Raw genomic sequence first — 16,639 nt, 5'->3', positions numbered from 1 at the left:
TTTACCAACGCTCTTTGGCAATCTCTGAGAAAGTGCTGGGCAAAGAGCATCCCCATGTGGCAGCAAGTCTCAACAATCTAGCAGGGCTGTACTGGGCACAGGGGAACTACAGCCAAGCCGAACCTCTTTACCAACGCTCTTTGGCAATCTCTGAGAAAGTGCTGGGCAAAGAGCATCCCCAGGTGGCAGACAGTCTCAACAATCTGGCAGTGCTGTACCAGGCACACGGGAACTACAGCCAAGCCGAACCTCTTTACCAACGCTCCTTGGCAATCGTGGAGAAAATGCTGGGCAAAGAGCATCCCCATGTTGCCCTCAGTCTCAACAATCTGGCAGAGCTGTACAAGGCACAGGGGAACTACAGCCAAGCCGAACCTCTTGTCCAACGCTCCTTGGCAATCGTGGAGAAAATGCTGGGCAAAGAGCATCCCCATGTGGCAGCAAGTCTCAACAATCTGGCAGGGCTGTACCAAGCACAGGGGAACTACAGCCAAGCCGAACCTCTTTACCAACGCTCCTTGGCAATCCGGGAGAAAGTGCTGGGCAAAGAGCATCCCCATGTGGCAGCAAGTCTCAACAATCTGGCAGTGCTGTACCGGGCACACGGGAACTACAGCCAAGCCGAACCTCTTTACCAACGCTCTTTGGCAATCCGGGAGAAAGTGCTGGGCAAAGAGCATCCCCATGTCGCACAAAGTCTCAAAAATCTGGCAGGGCTGTACTACGCACAGGGAGACATCGCCCGTACCCTCGAATTCTTGAACCGTGGCACCAACATCGAAGAACGCAACCTTGTCCTCATCTTCACCACCGGCTCCGAAGCCCAAAAAAGCGCCTACATCGCTACTCTCTGGGGTACAACCAACTCCACAGTCTCCCTGCACCTCCAGGCTGCACCCAATAATCCCCAAGCCACCCGTCTCGCCCTCACCACCACCCTGCGACGCAAAGGCAGAGTCCTTGATGCCCTCACCGACAGCTTACAAACCCTGCGCCAAAACCTCAAACCCGAAGACCAGACCTTACTTGACCAACTCGCTGCCACCCGGTCCCAACTTGCAACTTTAATCTTCAAACAACCCGAAAACATCCCCCTAGAGCAATATCGCCAGCAAGTTGGCACTCTCAAAGCCATAGCCGACCAACAAGAAGCTACTCTCTCCCGTCGCAGTGCCGAATTCCGCACCACATCCCAACCCGTCACGATTGAAGCCGTGCAGCAGTTAATTCCCGCTGAGGCTTCCTTAGTGGAACTGGTGTTGTACGACCCTTTCAACGCCAAAGCCACAAAACCCAGTGAAACATGGGGTACACCTCGCTACGTTGCCTACGTCCTGAACCACTCAGGTGAACCCAAATGGGTAGACTTAGGCGAAGCTGAACCCATCGACCAAGCTGTTACCGCCTTCCGCACCGCCCTGCAATTTGACACCAGCGATGTCCAGAAGGATGTCAAGCCCGTTGCTCGTGCCTTAGATGAAAAACTGATGCAGCCCATCCGTAAGCTTCTGGGCAATACTCGCAACGTGCTGCTTTCCCCCGACAGCCAACTCAACCTAATTCCTTTCGCTGCTTTGGTTGATGAAAATAATCGCTATCTCGTCGAAAACTATTCCATCACCTACCTGAGTTCCGGACGTGACCTGCTACGCCTGCAAAATCATGCTCAAAGCCGCTCACAATCGGTAATTGTGGCTAATCCAGACTATGACAAACCGGGTGATCCAGCTTCCGTTGCGATTGCCACTAATCCGGAGACCTCTCCCCCAGCCCCTCTCCTGCAAGGAGAGGGGAGTAGGAGAAATATTGTTTCCCCCTTCCCTGGCAACAATATTGTCCCCCCCTTCCCTGCGAGGGAAGGGGGGCTAGGGGGGTTAGGTCAATCCGCCCCGACTCGCGGTGTTCTTGACGACGATCGCATCCAACAAGTCGATTTCAGTCCTTTAGTCAATACTGCCGCAGAAGCCAAAGCGATTTTCCCAATGTTACCAGGAGCCACACTCTTGACAGGCTCCCAAGCTACAGAAAATGTAATTAAGCAACTCCAAGCTCCAACGATATTGCATTTCGCTACCCACGGATTCTTCCTCCAAGACGTGCCGCAGGTTGCACCTCCAGATTTTAGTACTACCCTTCAAGGCACTCGCAGCGATCAACCCAACATCCGCCCTTCTGAAAATCCCCTACTGCGTTCCGGACTTGCTCTAGCTGGTGCCAACCCACGCCAAAGTGGAAATGAAGATGGCATCCTAACTGCCTTAGAAGCTACCGGACTCAACCTATCCGGTACAAAGCTGGTAGTGCTATCTGCCTGTAAAACCGGACTGGGAGATGTTCAAAATGGTGAAGGAGTGTATGGTTTACGTCGGGCATTTGCCATAGCAGGTGCCGAGAGTCAACTCATGAGCCTCTGGGCAGTCAATGACTATCGGACAAACCAACTCATGGTCAACTATTACCAGCGCCTCAAGAATAATGTCGGACGTTCCGATGCCCTACGCCAAACCCAACTAGAAATGTTGCAAAAACCAGAATCTCAGCATCCTTACTATTGGGCAGCGTTCATTCCTTCCGGCGACTGGACGGCAATGGAATCGGAATAAGTAGACAGGGAGGTTGGGGCGGTTGGGAAGTAGCTAGTTAACACCCAAACTTTGGGAGTTTTTCACTCATCACCCCATCACCCCATCACTCTTATTCCGATTACGCGCAGAAAGTAAAAGTTTGACTCGGTAAGGGTCAGCATCTTTACGCCAGTAGACGCGATGCCCCTTAAGTTCAGCGCAGTGTTCTTTTAAACATTTTTGCCAACCTTTACGGGTGCCAATCCTGCTGGTTTGGTTGAGTAGTCCCCAATTTTCTTCTTGATGAGTGAGTCGGGCAAACTTCTCATAGAGTGGGTAGTCGGGTGTTACAAAGGTTTCTTTGCGGTGCAAGATTGGGGGATTGTCTGATGTGTCGTAGTCACGATAGGTTACTTGTAAATCCCGCAGGTCAATCTGCATACTGGTTTGCAATGCCGGATGAGGGTCTGTGTCGAAGTCGGGATAGAACAGGTAAGAAATTTTTGGCACGTTGATGTTGAATTTGACTAAGGTAGCGCCATCCATTCTCCCAATCGTGCGGCTAGCGCAACCTTCATAAAGCCGCAGTTGAGGATTGAGGTTTTCCAGGGCTGAAATATGGACGTAGAGTGCGCTAGGTAGGAGTTTGCCGATGTTACTGCGTTTACAGCAGTTGGCAATTAGCCGATTATCTCCCACACTAATTAGCATCAAGTCGGCAGCGGCGCAGGCTTGCTTGTAGTTGCCGAAGAGAGCTTTGATGTCATTTTGAACGATACTGTTGAGATTGCTGAATCTGGGACGGTGGCTGAATTGTGTTAGTGCAAGGTAAACCAGGAGATCTTGACGGCGTTTTTCGGCGATCGCATCCCATTCAGTTTCGTCGGTAGCTTGTAAAATGACTTGAAACGCACGGCGCAGGGTGGAAAATTCCGAGAGAATATCAGGAAAGTTCGCCAGTTCAGTGCTAACAGGGAGGCGTCCGCGTTCTGTCACAAATGCCATTAAGGGAGCAAGAAGTTCCTGGTAGTCCTCAAATCGCTTGATGTTGGCGCGGATTCTGGGAGTGGTAGTGCGGGAACGAAAACGAGATGCCAGGAAATTCTCGGCTTGCGCTTCGTCTCGAAAAACAAAGTAGATACCTAAAGCAACGGGAATCGCCTCGACACCAAGAACTTGGTCAATATAGGCTTTGAGTTCTTCTTGTTCGTAATATTTCTGAAAGGTATTGCGACGGGTCACGATGCCATCACCATAGGCAATTTGACCGCTACTGCGTTCGTCAATTAAGACTTGGGCAGATACGATCAAGACTTTTTGGGTAAGTTCCCAAGCCTTAGAGAGGCTCTCACGACGCTCGGCAGGGTTTTCGATAACGTTGATGACGTAGCCCAGGTTGACGATATCGGCTGGAATTACAGGAGTGTTCGGTTGGTAATAGGGGTCCCAACCTGTACTGATATAGCCTTGGTTTGCTGTGCGCTCAACATCACCACCGTGACCACAGCCATAGTCAAAAAACGTGGTATCTTTGCTTAAAATTGCACTTTCTATTGCCAATCGTACCGGCTTAGAAAGGTCAGTTCGGACGATTGCGGCTCTGTGGCGTTCGATTTCAGGGGCTTCTGGGAGTGGAGCAACCATAGCTGAATCCGAAGCATTTCAGATAATATACCTGCTAACAGAATTCATCGCTAGATGAATAGAGGCAGTGGGAAAAATATATTTTTTCACTGCCTCTATTGCTCGATTCATTTTTTGATTCTGTAACCCGTTGCCTTCTGTCTTAGCGGTTACGCATCGCTAAACCTTGCTCGTGGTATTGTATAACCTTGGCATAATCTCCAAGAGCGTAGTAGGCGACTCTTAAACTGCCTAGTGCTTGCGCTTCTACCCTTTGGTCAGGGATAGCACGGGCAACATTGAGGCGTTGTTCATAGTATTCAATGGCTTGGGCGTAATCCTCCAAGGCATCATAAGCGACTCCAAGGCTACCCAGTGCTTGTTCTTCTGAGCGGCGATCGCCTACTTCTCTAGCCGTTAGCAGCCGTTGCTGACTATATTCAATGGCTTGAGGATAATCGCCTAGCGCATAGCAAGCATTACTGAGGTTTCGCAGAATTTGTCGTTCTAGACGGTAATCACCCAATTGGCGTGCGATCGCTAGTCGCTGCCTGTAATACCCGATCGCTTTGGGATAATTCCCCATGGCATAGCAAGCATTACCAAGATTTCTGAGAATTTGTTCTTGAGTCTGATGGTCGCTCAACGTCTGAGCAATTTCCAAACTTTGCTCTTGATAGGCGATCGCGTTTGGCAAATCGCCCAATGCCTTATGAGCAAGCCCTAGGTTATTCAATGCAGCAACTTCTCCGGGTTGGTCTTGGAGTTGCCGCATAATCAGTAAGCTTTCTTCACCGAATGCGATCGCTTGTGGCAAGTTACCGAGATGACGGGAAGAATTGCCTAAAACCCCCAACACTTGACCTTCTAAGCGTTTGTCATTCAATTCACGAGCAATCTCTAGGCTTCTTTCGGCATACGCGATCGCTTGGGAGAACTCGCTCAACGAATAAACCGTTAGACTCAAACTGCCTAACGCTCTTCCTATTCCTCGCTGGTTTTGTTGTTCCGTATAAACTTTTAGTGCGTTGTTAAACGATTCGAGTGCTACCTCAAACTGATGATTCTTTTGCTGCTCAATACCTTGCTCTAGAAGCTGTTCGGGTTGACTACCACAAGATGGTATTTGCTTTAGGACTTCGTCCTGATTGTTGTTGTCTTGCAGAGGAACCACTGTTTGGCGCTCCTCTTTTAATAGACAACCTTCATGTTTGCCGTCATAGTACGGCAACCGGTTTTCCATACCTATTGCCTCTCATGCTCTTCGGATGTCTGGCTGCGATCTTCGTTTGGATGCCAAGGGATCTGTTGCTTGCGCCATTGCGCTAGGTCTATCTCCCACTTACGACTATTTATTCACCAACATCTGTTAGTGAAATGCCGCCAACAGCTACACACCCTGAAACAAAAAATAGGTTGGCATTCTTAGAGCTTTTTTCCTAGCTCATCAAAACTCTAGCATTAGTAATACCGTTAGTGTCCATTAGCAATACTGCTAGTGTTAGTCGCTATCCTTCTATACAGAGGTTAGGAGCGGTTCGCCTACCTGTGTTGTTGCTGAGTTAGAAGTAGTTTGGTTGCAGTAAACTTCACAAGAATTATTAGGACTTTCAATTAATTTAACTTTATAAAGGCTTGCTCCTAGTTCTTGAATCGGCTGTTGCAACAAGTCACGAATATGAATGGCAATGTTTTCAGCCGTCGGAACCACCTTCGCAAAGTAGGCAATATCCTTGTTAAGGAATGTATGGTCAAACGGTTCTACAACATAATCATCGATGACCTTTTGCAAGGCTCCTAAATCAACAATCATGCCAGTGCGTGGGTCAATTTCACCCTTAACAGTTACTTCCAGGTGGTAGTTGTGTCCATGACCGTTGGGACGAGCGCATTTCCCATAGATTTCGCTATTTTCTTCGTAGCTGAGGTCAGGATGAGCGAGCCGATGAGCGGCGCTAAAGTGAGTACTAATGGTCAGATGTGCTTCCATACCGTTTCCTTGATAGTCAGCCCAAAGTTCTGGATGTTCAAATAGCTGAATGTGTACGACTGGCAGGTGAGGAGCAAGCCGTTGCCAAATCACCCGCGCCATGTTTTCTGTGGTGGGTAGGGTTTGTTGAAATTCTGGCCAAACATCGTTGAGATAGGCGAAGTCCAGTTGGCTAGTGACTTCCCGTTTAATGACCTGCTTGACTTCAGATAAGTTAAGCACCATGCCATACTCATCCAGATCCCCCCCCAGAGAGACATACAGAACATAGTTATGTCCGTGTCCAGGGAACTGAGTGCAGGCACCAAATTGCTGAACATTCTCAGCTTCGGTCAACTCTGGTAACCAATAGCGGTGACTCGCTGAGAACTGAGCGCGGCGGTTAATGATGCATTCCATTAGTTCTATGGTTAATCAGAGAGTGTGAAGTTCCGTAAACTGAAGCTGTTTCCAGGATAAACGAATTTTGGTGGCAGTTTCTAGTAGTTCATAAGAAGGAGAGGAGGTTTTAGGCTTTGATAGCTTACTAATAAGCGAGGTCTTTAACCGCATCTTTAGCTTCATAGCGCAGACTTGTTGCGATTCGGAAGAGTTCTTGACCTGTGTGTAGATAATAGTCGTCGTAATTGAGGGTGAATAGTGATAGATCTTCTATGCCATCTCCCAATTGATTAAGGCAGTAGTAGAGACTAGCTGCTACCCCTGCAACGGTGGGAGGATTGGGTTGAGAACGAAAAGTAAGCTGAGCCTGATTGAGGTAATGACGACACTCCTCTAGATAGGCTTGGAACTCTGCAATCAGCTCATCATCAAAGGGATCTGCAGACAGGTCATCGAGTTGAGCGTCTAGAGGATTAAGGATACGGCTTATCAGACGGTTGACGGGTTCATAAACCTCGTGTAACCACTCGTTGAGCTGTGCATCTGCATTTCTTGCGCGTTGCCGATGACGTTGATAGTGTTGTTGAGCCTTAGCCGTGCGCTGTTGGCGATTTTGGAATTCTGTTTGGGGGTAAAAGTATTGTAGCTGTTGGTCGTAAGAGCGGCGGCGCATCGGGTCACCTAGAACCTCGTAGGCAGCATTGACCTGAATAATTTTTTCGGGATCGGCAGTTTCACTCTTACTATCTGGATGAAAGCGCTTGGCTAGGCGTCGGTAAGCCTGTTTAATCTCCGATGGTGTAGCTTTGGGGCTGACATCCAGGGTGTGGTAGTGGTTAGAGTCTGACATTTGAATAGTCTTAAAACGTTCAAAGGATAAAGGTTTACCTGTAGCCAGGTTTATCAATTGTTCGCTGTACCTGCACTCCCTATGTGCAGGCTACTGAGTGGAAACTAGTTGTCAACTTTCAAGCTAGCGCATTACCTGTTCTCACAACGGGTAAAACGTTTCGGTTCGGAAGGAAATGTAATAACGGGACAGCGATCGCGTTCGTGCCTGAATGCGCCTGTCTCCGACTGTTCGCTTAGTTCGTTAGGAAAGCGATCGCTCTTTTTTTCAAAAAACTGCATAAGGGGTACTACCTCTGGAGATAGAGAGATACAGCAGCACCGCCTAGAAGACTTTCCTAAGAAAGAAAGCTCACTCTCAAAGGCATTCTGCACAACCTCTGACCTCTACCTGAACTTAAGAGCAACTGAAAATGGCGATCTATCTTCAAACCGAATTCGATGACAACGTACAAGGCGCTGCTACTGACGACTTCCTCGCTGGCTACGGAGGTAACGACACGATATATGGAGGTAGCGGGCTTGACTCCCTGCTTGGTGGAGATGGGGACGACTTTTTAGACGGCGGTCTTCCAGATTCTTTTGTTGACGATCCTAACTATCTTGATGGTGGTAATGGTAACGACACCCTGATCGGAAATAGTAGCAATGACGTTCTACTAGGTGGTGATGGTGACGATGTTATTTATGACTACGGTGCAGTTGGTACGAGTGACTATATTGATGGCGGCAATGGCAATGACTTCATAAACTACAGCTTATCTTCTGGTAGCGGCGTGATCTATGGTGGCTTAGGAGCTGATGTCCTGGTCGGTGGAAGTGGAAATGATTACATCAATGCCAATGCTATTGATGTCGCCGACTTTTCCTCTAACGCTCTCGACGGTGGTGCTGGCGATGATTTGATGTACGGAGGTCTTAGCAGCGACTTCATGCTGGGTGGCAGTGGGAATGATAGCGTCTTTGGTTTCGGTGGTAACGACACCATCTATGGCGGCTTAGGAGCTGATGCCGTATACGGTGGAGATGGAGATGACTATATCAATAGTGATGCCCCAGATGCCGCAGATTTCTCCTCTAGCTATCTTGATGGAGGTAACGGGGATGACACCATACTCGGTGGATTTGGCATTGATACTCTGCTCGGTGGTGATGGCAACGATGGTATTTATGATGTGGGTACAGTCGGTACGCTTGAGTTCATTGATGCTGGTAATGGCAGTGACATCGTCAATGCTAGTTTGTCTTCTAGTAACTACGATATTTATGGCGGCTTAGGAGCTGATCTCCTGATCGGTGGCAGTGGAAATGACATTATCAATGCTAATGCGATTGATGTCGCCGACTTTTCCTCTAACACTCTCGATGGTGGTGCTGGTAATGATGTGCTGTTTGGGGCGATTGGCAGCGACTTCATGCTGGGCGGCAGTGGGAATGATAGCGTCTTTGGTTTCGGTGGTAACGACACCATCTATGGCGGCTTAGGAGCTGATGCCGTATACGGTGGAGATGGAGATGACTATATCAATAGTGATGCCCCAGATGCCGCAGATTTCTCCTCTAGCTATCTTGATGGAGGTAACGGGGATGACACCATACTCGGTGGATTTGGCATTGATACTCTGCTCGGTGGTGATGGCAACGATGGTATTTATGATGTGGGTACAGTCGGTACGCTTGAGTTCATTGATGCTGGTAATGGCAGTGACATCGTCAATGCTAGTTTGTCTTCTAGTAACTACGATATTTATGGCGGCTTAGGAGCTGATCTCCTGATCGGTGGCAGTGGAAATGACATTATCAATGCTAATGCGATTGATGTCGCCGACTTTTCCTCTAACACTCTCGACGGTGGCGCTGGCAATGATGTGCTGTATGGGGGTCTTGGCAGTGACACCCTACTCGGCGGTACGGGTAACGACATCCTCTCAGGCTTTGAAGGATTTGACATCATGACAGGTGGAGCCGGAAGTGATTCTTTCGTTCTGGGTGGCTTAGGGAATGCTTTCTACCTGGGAGCTGGCTACGCTACGATCACAGATTGGAATCCGTTTGAGCAAGATACCATTACAGTTGATGCCGCTTTGTTCAATGCTAATGCCTACCAGTTTAGGGTTGGAGATTTTGGGACTGGCAGTTCGACTCTCGATACCGAAATTCTCTGCTTAGGTGACAGAGTGGCTGTGGTGTCAGACTCGGCTGACTTATTTGTGGCGTTAGCCTTTAGTACTAGTGTTTTACTAACCCCAGTCTAGTGAACGTACACCTTCTGCACTGAGGACTGGAGTTTAGACTAGTTTCCGGTGCAAAACGCAGAAACTCTCACCCATCAAAGCTCCTAAAGAAACTGGATAGGTTGCCAATCGATAATCATTTGAGAGAGTGGGAAGGTAGCGCCTCAGGGCGCTACTTCCCTTTATTACACTGATTATCATTAGTTATTTCGTAATTAGAGCGCGGGACTTGCGAAATGCTGCCACTATTGAACAAGCTAACGAGCAAATTACCCGTGCCGAGAAACTTTTGGAGTTAGCCCAAAACTTGATTGGGACGATACCACCCAACTCCTAATCAAGAGCATTAATAATGAAATAAGTACATTTGCTTAAGAAAATAAAAGATGCCAAGACCCACACAAGCCCAGATGTCCCGAACCCTGAGAAAAAGCCAACCTGATGTAGCAAAGGACATGACAAAACGGCAGATGGAGTACTACATGGGTGCTAAGCTAATTGAGGTTGGGGTTAACCCAAACTCAGCTATTTATCGATGGTCGGTAGAGACAAAGGGTAACAACGAAGTCTGGACTTACAGTGCCTACTGGGGCGATTCCAAAGAGCAACTGCTAAAACAGGAGCAGGAATCACCAAACAACTCGTAACGCTCCTACATCACATAACAACAACTCATAAGTACCAGAGGAGCAGGGTACAACAACTGCCAGCCCTCATCTACCTGACAGCGATGGTTAACCAATAGCAGACTACTCTATTGCTTGCCAACGCCTCTAGCTATTTGTATTAGTCTTTTAGATTCGGACAAGCTGCATAGCCAAAACTATACATTAAGCTACGATTGAAGACCTCTTCAACCGCAAACTTGTCCGGATGCTCTCCTAAAAGCACCGTATAAACCAATAATAGCGACCTGATCTTTAATTGGAGTCGCTAAACTCTGTGAAAAAATTAATAGCTCTCAGTCAGATAGAAAAAAGCACTTAATGATTGGGATTCTTTTAGTTTTATTCTCCAGTGAAGGGTGGTTCAGTAAAATTTAGAGAACTATATTCCTCTAATAAAACCAACACAATAAGTCTATAAAAATAGCATTAAACTCTATTGATTGGCAACCTTAAATTTACAAGTGTAAGTAGCACTTGATGAGGTGATATTACCTAAAGCTACAGTTCACATTAGGTGAAAACTTTCTTAAGTGTGAAAAATCATCCACCTCATTTGTTTAATTAAATTCCTTTATCAATCAATAATTTCAAATACCAAAATCCTGTGGATTAAAAACTCGAAAGCTGGGAGGGATAATAATGTTTAGTGAAAATCAGCCAATACGAATCGTTCGATCAAGTAGATTTGAACCGCAGAAAGTTCGGCGTTTTCCCAAAAAATTTATCTCCTTCCTGGTAGGAACTATGGTTCTGTCTGTAGGTGCTACTGCAATAACTAGTTATTGGGTTGTTCGTAGTTTGATCATTGACAGTTTGAAGGCAAATGCTCTCCTGCAAGTCCGGAACGCAGGGAATGAAATTGATCGGCAATTAGCAACCCTACTTGCTCAGGTGGAGGCTTTGGCTAGTACTGATAATGTCAGGAATCTGAATTGGTCAACGAGTGAACCCTACTTGCTGCGAGAACTGAATCGGCTGACAGACTTTCAGATGTTTGTCATGGCGAAATCTGATGGCTCCTACTACGCAACAAATACTGGTTTATCAAAAGCCAATCTCAGTCATCACACCCACTTTAAGCAAGCTTTGGAAGGAAAAACCTTTGTCGATGATCCAGTGGTTTTCCCCTCCACTGGAGAGCGGTTCGTTAATATCGTCGCTCCGATCTGGTCTATCCCTGGTAGCGATCGCACTCAACTGTCTTCAGAAGATAGCTCTGAAGTTTCTCCAGAAGATAGCTCTGAAATCTCTCCAGAGGATACTGCTCAAGGCACCGATAGCCTCACTTCTGAGCTTGACCAAAAGAGTCAACCGATTGGAGAATTTGCGGGTCCCGTTTCAGTGACGGAGCTATCAAATGTTGTGACCAAAACACGCTTGGGTCGTGAGAGTTACGCTTTTGCCCTTGATTCTAAAGGAACCCCCTTTGTCCATCCTGATCATGACCTTATTAAAAAGAGCAGAAGTTTCTTAGAATCTACAGACCCAGACTTAGTGAAAATTGCACAAGCAATGGTGAACCGTCAACAGGGGGTTCAGCAGGTGCAAATCGGGGGAGAGTCGGTTTACGTTGCCTACTCGCCACTGGATAAGGCTAATTGGTCTCTAGGTTTGGTTATTCCCCGTGCCAATTTGGAGGGGGAGCTAAGGGGGCTGAATCTGCTGGCATCGGTTGTGGGAGCGATCCTGGTGGTGACAGTGATTATCGCTTTGTGGCAAATGCAATCCCTTGAGCAACTCCGCATCCGCGTAGCGCAAGAGGCACTGCTTAATCGGATAACTGCTCGTATTCGGGAGTCTATCGAACTCGAAACCATCTGGCAAACTACTGTTGATGAATTTGCAGCTCTGTTGAATCTCGACCGAGCGATCTTCTGTTGGTATCACAGAGACCGACAGGAGTTGGAGGTAGTCTGCGAAAATCGGCGGGAAGACCTGCCAACACATCTAGGTTGTATCTCGATCGCATCCTTTGGCGACTTGGGCGATCGCCTCAACCGATGTGAATCAGTGCGCTTGGACAATGTTGCCAAAAACCGCAACTTACCTGCCGATGTCAAACAGGCGTATATCGAGATGGGGATAGCTAGCTATTTGGCTATGCCAGTGTTAGTTCAAGGTAATACTCCCGCCTATTTTATCTGTGTCTACAGCAAGCCCCGACGCTGGAGGGATCGAGAAATTGAATTGCTCGATTCCATCGCTGACCAGTTAGCGATCGCGATTCATCAGACTCGCCTACATACTCAAACCCAGGAACATCTCCAGACTGTCAGTGAGCAAGCTGGACATCTTGCAGAAGCTACTGTCCGACAGCAGGAGACTCTTGCTTATCTAAGTGCGATTATCAACAATCTCGCAGATGGCTTACTTGTAACTGACACTAGGGGCAAAATCAGTCACTGGAATCCTGCCCTGTCAGCCATGTTTAATCTGGAAGACATCAACCTGGTTAATCTGGATTGCAAGGATATTTTTAGTCCTAAAGTGGCAGAACTGGTGGTAACCACCAAGCAATACTTAACAGAAGTCTTCACCGCAGAAGTAGAACTTGTTGGGAACCGATTTGGTAAAGCCGTAGCAACAGCAATCCTCAAACAATCGACATCAAACGGTCTGGACAAAACCTGTATCGGTTCGGTCATTCTAATCCGAGATGTCACTCTAGAAAAAGAAGTTGACCAGGTGAAGACAGATTTTATCTCCACTGTCTCCCATGAGTTGAGAACACCTTTAACATCAATACTCGGATTTGCCAAAATTGTCAGCAAAAAACTTGAAGATACAATATTTCCCAAAGTTCAGGCTGAGGAGGCAAAAACTCAGCGCACCATCAAACAAATTGGTCAAAATATTGACATCATGGTGTCCGAGGGCGAGCGACTGACCAAACTAATCAACGATGTCCTAGATATCGCCAAGATGGAAGCTGGACGGGTTGATTGGAATATGCAGTATTTTTCAGTTCATGAACTGATAGAACGGGCGACATCTGCGACATTTGCACTGATTGAACAGAAGGGACTAGAACTGATTGTCGATGTGAAGGAGGATTTGCCACAGATTCTAGGCGATCGCGATCGCTTGCTTCAGGTAGTGATTAACCTAATTTCTAATGCTCTCAAGTTCACTGACGAAGGCTCTGTAACCTGCAAAGCTACTTGTATCGATAATGAGATTACGATCAGCGTGATCGATACGGGAATCGGCATCCCTGAAGTTGACCAACCGAAGATCTTTGAGAAATTTAAGCAGGTAGGAAATCCTCTAACAGATAAACCCAAGGGTACAGGTTTAGGACTGTCCATCTGTCAACAAATTGTCAAGCATCATGGTGGCAAAATCTGGGTAGAGAGTGAATTAGGTCAAGGGAGTACTTTCTCATTCACGCTACCCATTAGTTGCTCAGCAGTGGATGAAGTCAAAACTATTGATATAAGTACCCCTGGCAAGCAATTGCAATCGGTAGCCAGTATAGAATCATCTCCTGCTGACCTTAATAAAACCATCCTCGTCGTTGATGATGAAGCTCCTCTGCGCGAACTTCTCAGACAGCAACTTACTACAGAGGGGTATAAAGTCAGGGAGGCTAAAGATGGAAGAGATGCCATTGCAAAGGTTAACCAAGAACTTCCTGATTTAGTGATTCTTGATGTGAAGATGCCAGAAATGAGTGGTTTTGATGTAGCAGCCGTGCTGAAAAATAACCCTCAAAGCATGAGTATACCCATCATCATGCTGTCCGTAGCAGAGGAACACGAAAGGGGTTATCGTCTTGGGATTGACAGATATTTGAACAAGCCGATCAACACACAAGAGCTGATCAATGAGATTAGATACCTCCTCTCCCAAGGAACTGCCACAAAAAAAGTCATAGTAGTTGATCGAGAAGATGGCAAAAATCAGTCTTAAGAGGCTTCTGGCTAAAAAAGAAGTTTCGTCTATTTTGAGTGACTTACTCAAGGCGATCGACACTTCTATAAATATTCAGGATGCAGAGGGCAAGCTACTCATAGATAATGACAAAACTCAACCGTTGGAGAAATATCCTGTTGAGCTTGCTGGTGAGGTAATTGGATGGGTAATTGGAGACGATAAAGCATCTCCTGTCGCATCCCTCCTCTCCCATTTAGTCAAGAATGAGTTTGAGAAAAAGACCCTTGCTCGTGAAACGCTGGATAAATATAAGGAACTCAACCTCATATACAACATTTCTGAAAAGATAACTGCCAGTCTGGAACTCAAAGAGGTCGCGAAATTAGTCATTGATGAAGCCAGAAGGCTGATATCAGCAGATAGTGGGTCTCTTATGTTACTAAATAAAGAGACAGGAAAGTTTGAAGTTATAGCAGCCTTTGGTCAAAGACATGAAACCAAAGCTCCCATAGAAATGGGTCAGGGTATAGCAGGCAATGTGGTACTTACACGTAGAGGAGAAATTATCAATGAAGTAAGCTCTGACTCTAGGTTTGTCAAAGGTCATAACAGAGTTAATTCCCTGATTTGTGTACCTTTGCAGATTCATGAGCAGGCTATTGGTGTAATTAATATCAGCAGCGAGGAACCCTTTAACTATACAGCCGCAGACCTTAAACTCTTCATGGCACTAGCCTCTCAAGCCGCATCTGCTATTGAAAATGCTATTCTCCATGAAAATAAACTTAAGCAAGAACGGATTAAAAGTAATCTGGAACGATATGTAAATTCACAATTAGTTGAAGCGATTTTAAATGAGCAAGGCGATATTTCTCTAGCTCCTGCCAAGATGGATATTACTATCCTTTTCTCTGACATCAGAAACTTTACTAGTAAATGCGAGGAACTTGAACCAGAGAAAATTGTCGAATATTTGAATGAGTATTTTACTCACATGGTAGAAGTGATTTTTAGCCATGGAGGAACAGTGAATAAGTTTGTTGGAGATATGATTGTTGCTATGTTTGGTGCGCCTTCAAGGCTGGTTGATAGTGAACGACGAGCTATCGAAACGGCTATTGAGATGCAAAACCGAATTAAGCAAATTCCTGTACCCTGGATTAGGCAGAATTTTATTACAGGCATTGGCATAAGTTCAGGAGAGGTGGTTGTTGGTAATGTTGGCTCTCCCCAGCACATGGACTATACAGCAATAGGAGATAAAGTGAATGTAGCGTCTAGACTACAATCTATTGCTAAGGGTGAGCAGATTCTTGTCAGCCGTGGAATTTACGATGTCACGAAAGACTTATTTGAATTTAAAGAAATTGGTAGTATTAAAGTTAAAGGGAAAAAAGAAGCTATAGAAGTTTTTGAAGTAGTTTATTAAAAAAGAGTTCATGAATAAAAAAATATTGATTGTGGATGATGAGCCTTATATAAGGCTTCTGTTGGAGCAAACCCTTGAAGACCTTGAAGATGAGGGAGTGGAGTTACTGACTGCTGATAATGGGGAAGAGGCTCTTGATGCTATTAAGACAGAAAGACCAGATTTGGTTTTTCTTGACGTAATGATGCCTAAAATGAACGGATTTGATGTCTGCAATGCTGTTAAGAATGAACTCAGTATAAAAGGCGTTTACATCATCATGCTGACGGCTAAAGGTCAAGAGTTTGATAAACTCAAAGGCAAGGAAGTTGGTGCTGATTTGTATATGACAAAGCCTTTTGATCCGGATGAAGTGGTACAAAAATCAATGCAGGTTCTCGATCTTGCAGTCTCTTAATTCTCTTTTGACAGAGGCTTGAGGGATTTGACATAAAAGCGATGGCTACGCCGCTGCCTCAAGGGCAGGACGCACTGACTTTCATTAATGTAGAGGTTGATGCGATCGCTCAGACACTACACAAAGCTTGGCGATTAGAAATCGCAGCTACAAAAACCAAGTCCGCCTGCGCGGACTAATGAAAAATTATGGGTTTTGAAACCCGCCTACGCGGGTTTTGTTTGTATAGCCCCAGACTTCCAGTCTGCGGGCAAGTTAACTGTTTCAGTTATTCGGAACCAGCAACATCCGCTCCTCAATTTCTGCCCAGGTTTTTGGCGACACCCGCACGGCTGCTTGTTTGCACTGCACTATAAGACGATTAGTAAAGAAATAACTGTCAAGTGCTTGATCTTCTTCCTCAGTTAACATGAGCATTTCTGGGCTGAGGTTAAGACCATTGAGCCAAGTTTGAACAATTTGATTACAAAAGGCTTCACGCACTTTAAATGGTTGTTTATCATCTGGAACTTTAGGTTTCAGTACTTCCAGTCTGGCTATCATCACAGTAAAGTTTATGTTTTTAAAAATTTTGGCTCTTCAGTACTTAGTATGCTAAATCAACAACTAAGATGCCAATTAAGCAAGC

13 protein-coding genes are annotated in these 16,639 nt (G+C 46.2%); 8 read left to right on the top strand and 5 right to left on the bottom strand.

The genetic code is table 11. The features are described from left to right. Positions 1 to 2,603, top strand: a 2,603-nt coding sequence (locus AC5JL3_RS22845; RefSeq protein ID WP_496076665.1) for a CHAT domain-containing protein, incomplete at its 5' end; no start/stop codon positions are given. A 69-nt stretch (positions 2,604 to 2,672) separates the two neighbouring features. Here AC5JL3_RS22845 and AC5JL3_RS22840 read toward each other — a convergent pair. From AC5JL3_RS22840 to AC5JL3_RS22825, 4 genes are all read right to left on the bottom strand, one after another. Beyond that, a complete protein-coding gene (locus tag AC5JL3_RS22840; protein ID WP_496076664.1) occupies positions 2,673 to 4,208 on the bottom strand; it encodes a DNA phosphorothioation-associated putative methyltransferase in 1,536 nt (511 codons plus the stop codon). A 142-nt stretch (positions 4,209 to 4,350) separates the two neighbouring features. After that, on the bottom strand, positions 4,351 to 5,430 hold the full coding sequence (locus AC5JL3_RS22835) for a tetratricopeptide repeat protein (protein WP_496076663.1): 1,080 nt from the start codon (positions 5,428 to 5,430) through the stop codon (positions 4,351 to 4,353). A gap of 273 nt (positions 5,431 to 5,703) precedes the next feature. Further along, positions 5,704 to 6,576: a 6-carboxytetrahydropterin synthase gene (locus tag AC5JL3_RS22830; RefSeq protein WP_496076662.1), complete on the bottom strand. Its 873-nt coding sequence runs from the start codon at positions 6,574 to 6,576 to the stop codon at positions 5,704 to 5,706. 127 nt (positions 6,577 to 6,703) lie between these two features. Continuing rightward, positions 6,704 to 7,408 (bottom strand): J domain-containing protein, encoded by a 705-nt coding sequence (locus AC5JL3_RS22825; RefSeq protein ID WP_496076661.1) that lies wholly within the window; start codon positions 7,406 to 7,408, stop codon positions 6,704 to 6,706. 108 nt (positions 7,409 to 7,516) lie between these two features. Here AC5JL3_RS22825 and AC5JL3_RS22820 point away from each other — a divergent pair, with 108 nt between their 5' ends. From AC5JL3_RS22820 to AC5JL3_RS22790, 7 genes are all read left to right on the top strand, one after another. Next, positions 7,517 to 7,852 (top strand): hypothetical protein, encoded by a 336-nt coding sequence (locus tag AC5JL3_RS22820; RefSeq protein WP_496076660.1) that lies wholly within the window; start codon positions 7,517 to 7,519, stop codon positions 7,850 to 7,852. Further along, positions 7,821 to 9,662, top strand: a complete 1,842-nt coding sequence (locus AC5JL3_RS22815) for a calcium-binding protein (protein ID WP_496076659.1) — start codon at positions 7,821 to 7,823, stop codon at positions 9,660 to 9,662. Before AC5JL3_RS22820 ends, AC5JL3_RS22815 begins: the two co-directional genes overlap by 32 nt. A 365-nt stretch (positions 9,663 to 10,027) precedes the next feature. Continuing rightward, entirely contained in the window at positions 10,028 to 10,288 is a 261-nt protein-coding gene (locus tag AC5JL3_RS22810) for a hypothetical protein (protein WP_192222862.1), read from the top strand. Positions 10,289 to 11,053: 765 nt separating this feature from the next. Next, positions 11,054 to 14,221, top strand: a complete 3,168-nt coding sequence (locus AC5JL3_RS22805; protein ID WP_496076658.1) for an ATP-binding protein — start codon at positions 11,054 to 11,056, stop codon at positions 14,219 to 14,221. Next, positions 14,202 to 15,614: an adenylate/guanylate cyclase domain-containing protein gene (locus tag AC5JL3_RS22800; protein ID WP_496076657.1), complete on the top strand. Its 1,413-nt coding sequence runs from the start codon at positions 14,202 to 14,204 to the stop codon at positions 15,612 to 15,614. Before AC5JL3_RS22805 ends, AC5JL3_RS22800 begins: the two co-directional genes overlap by 20 nt. Before the next feature lie 10 nt (positions 15,615 to 15,624). Continuing rightward, complete coding sequence (locus tag AC5JL3_RS22795) at positions 15,625 to 16,011, top strand: response regulator (RefSeq protein WP_348259298.1); 387 nt, start codon at positions 15,625 to 15,627, stop codon at positions 16,009 to 16,011. A 41-nt stretch (positions 16,012 to 16,052) separates the two neighbouring features. Next, on the top strand, positions 16,053 to 16,190 hold the full coding sequence (locus AC5JL3_RS22790; protein WP_496076656.1) for a hypothetical protein: 138 nt from the start codon (positions 16,053 to 16,055) through the stop codon (positions 16,188 to 16,190). An 85-nt stretch (positions 16,191 to 16,275) separates the two neighbouring features. Here AC5JL3_RS22790 and AC5JL3_RS22785 read toward each other — a convergent pair whose 3' ends face one another. Then, positions 16,276 to 16,554, bottom strand: coding sequence for an NACHT C-terminal helical domain 2-containing protein (locus tag AC5JL3_RS22785; protein ID WP_496076655.1), 279 nt, complete (start codon positions 16,552 to 16,554; stop codon positions 16,276 to 16,278). Positions 16,555 to 16,639 lie beyond the last annotated feature (85 nt).

The sequence above is a fragment of the Symplocastrum torsivum genome, assembly GCF_059505465.1.
This window is presented reverse-complemented; position numbering and strand designations above follow the sequence as displayed.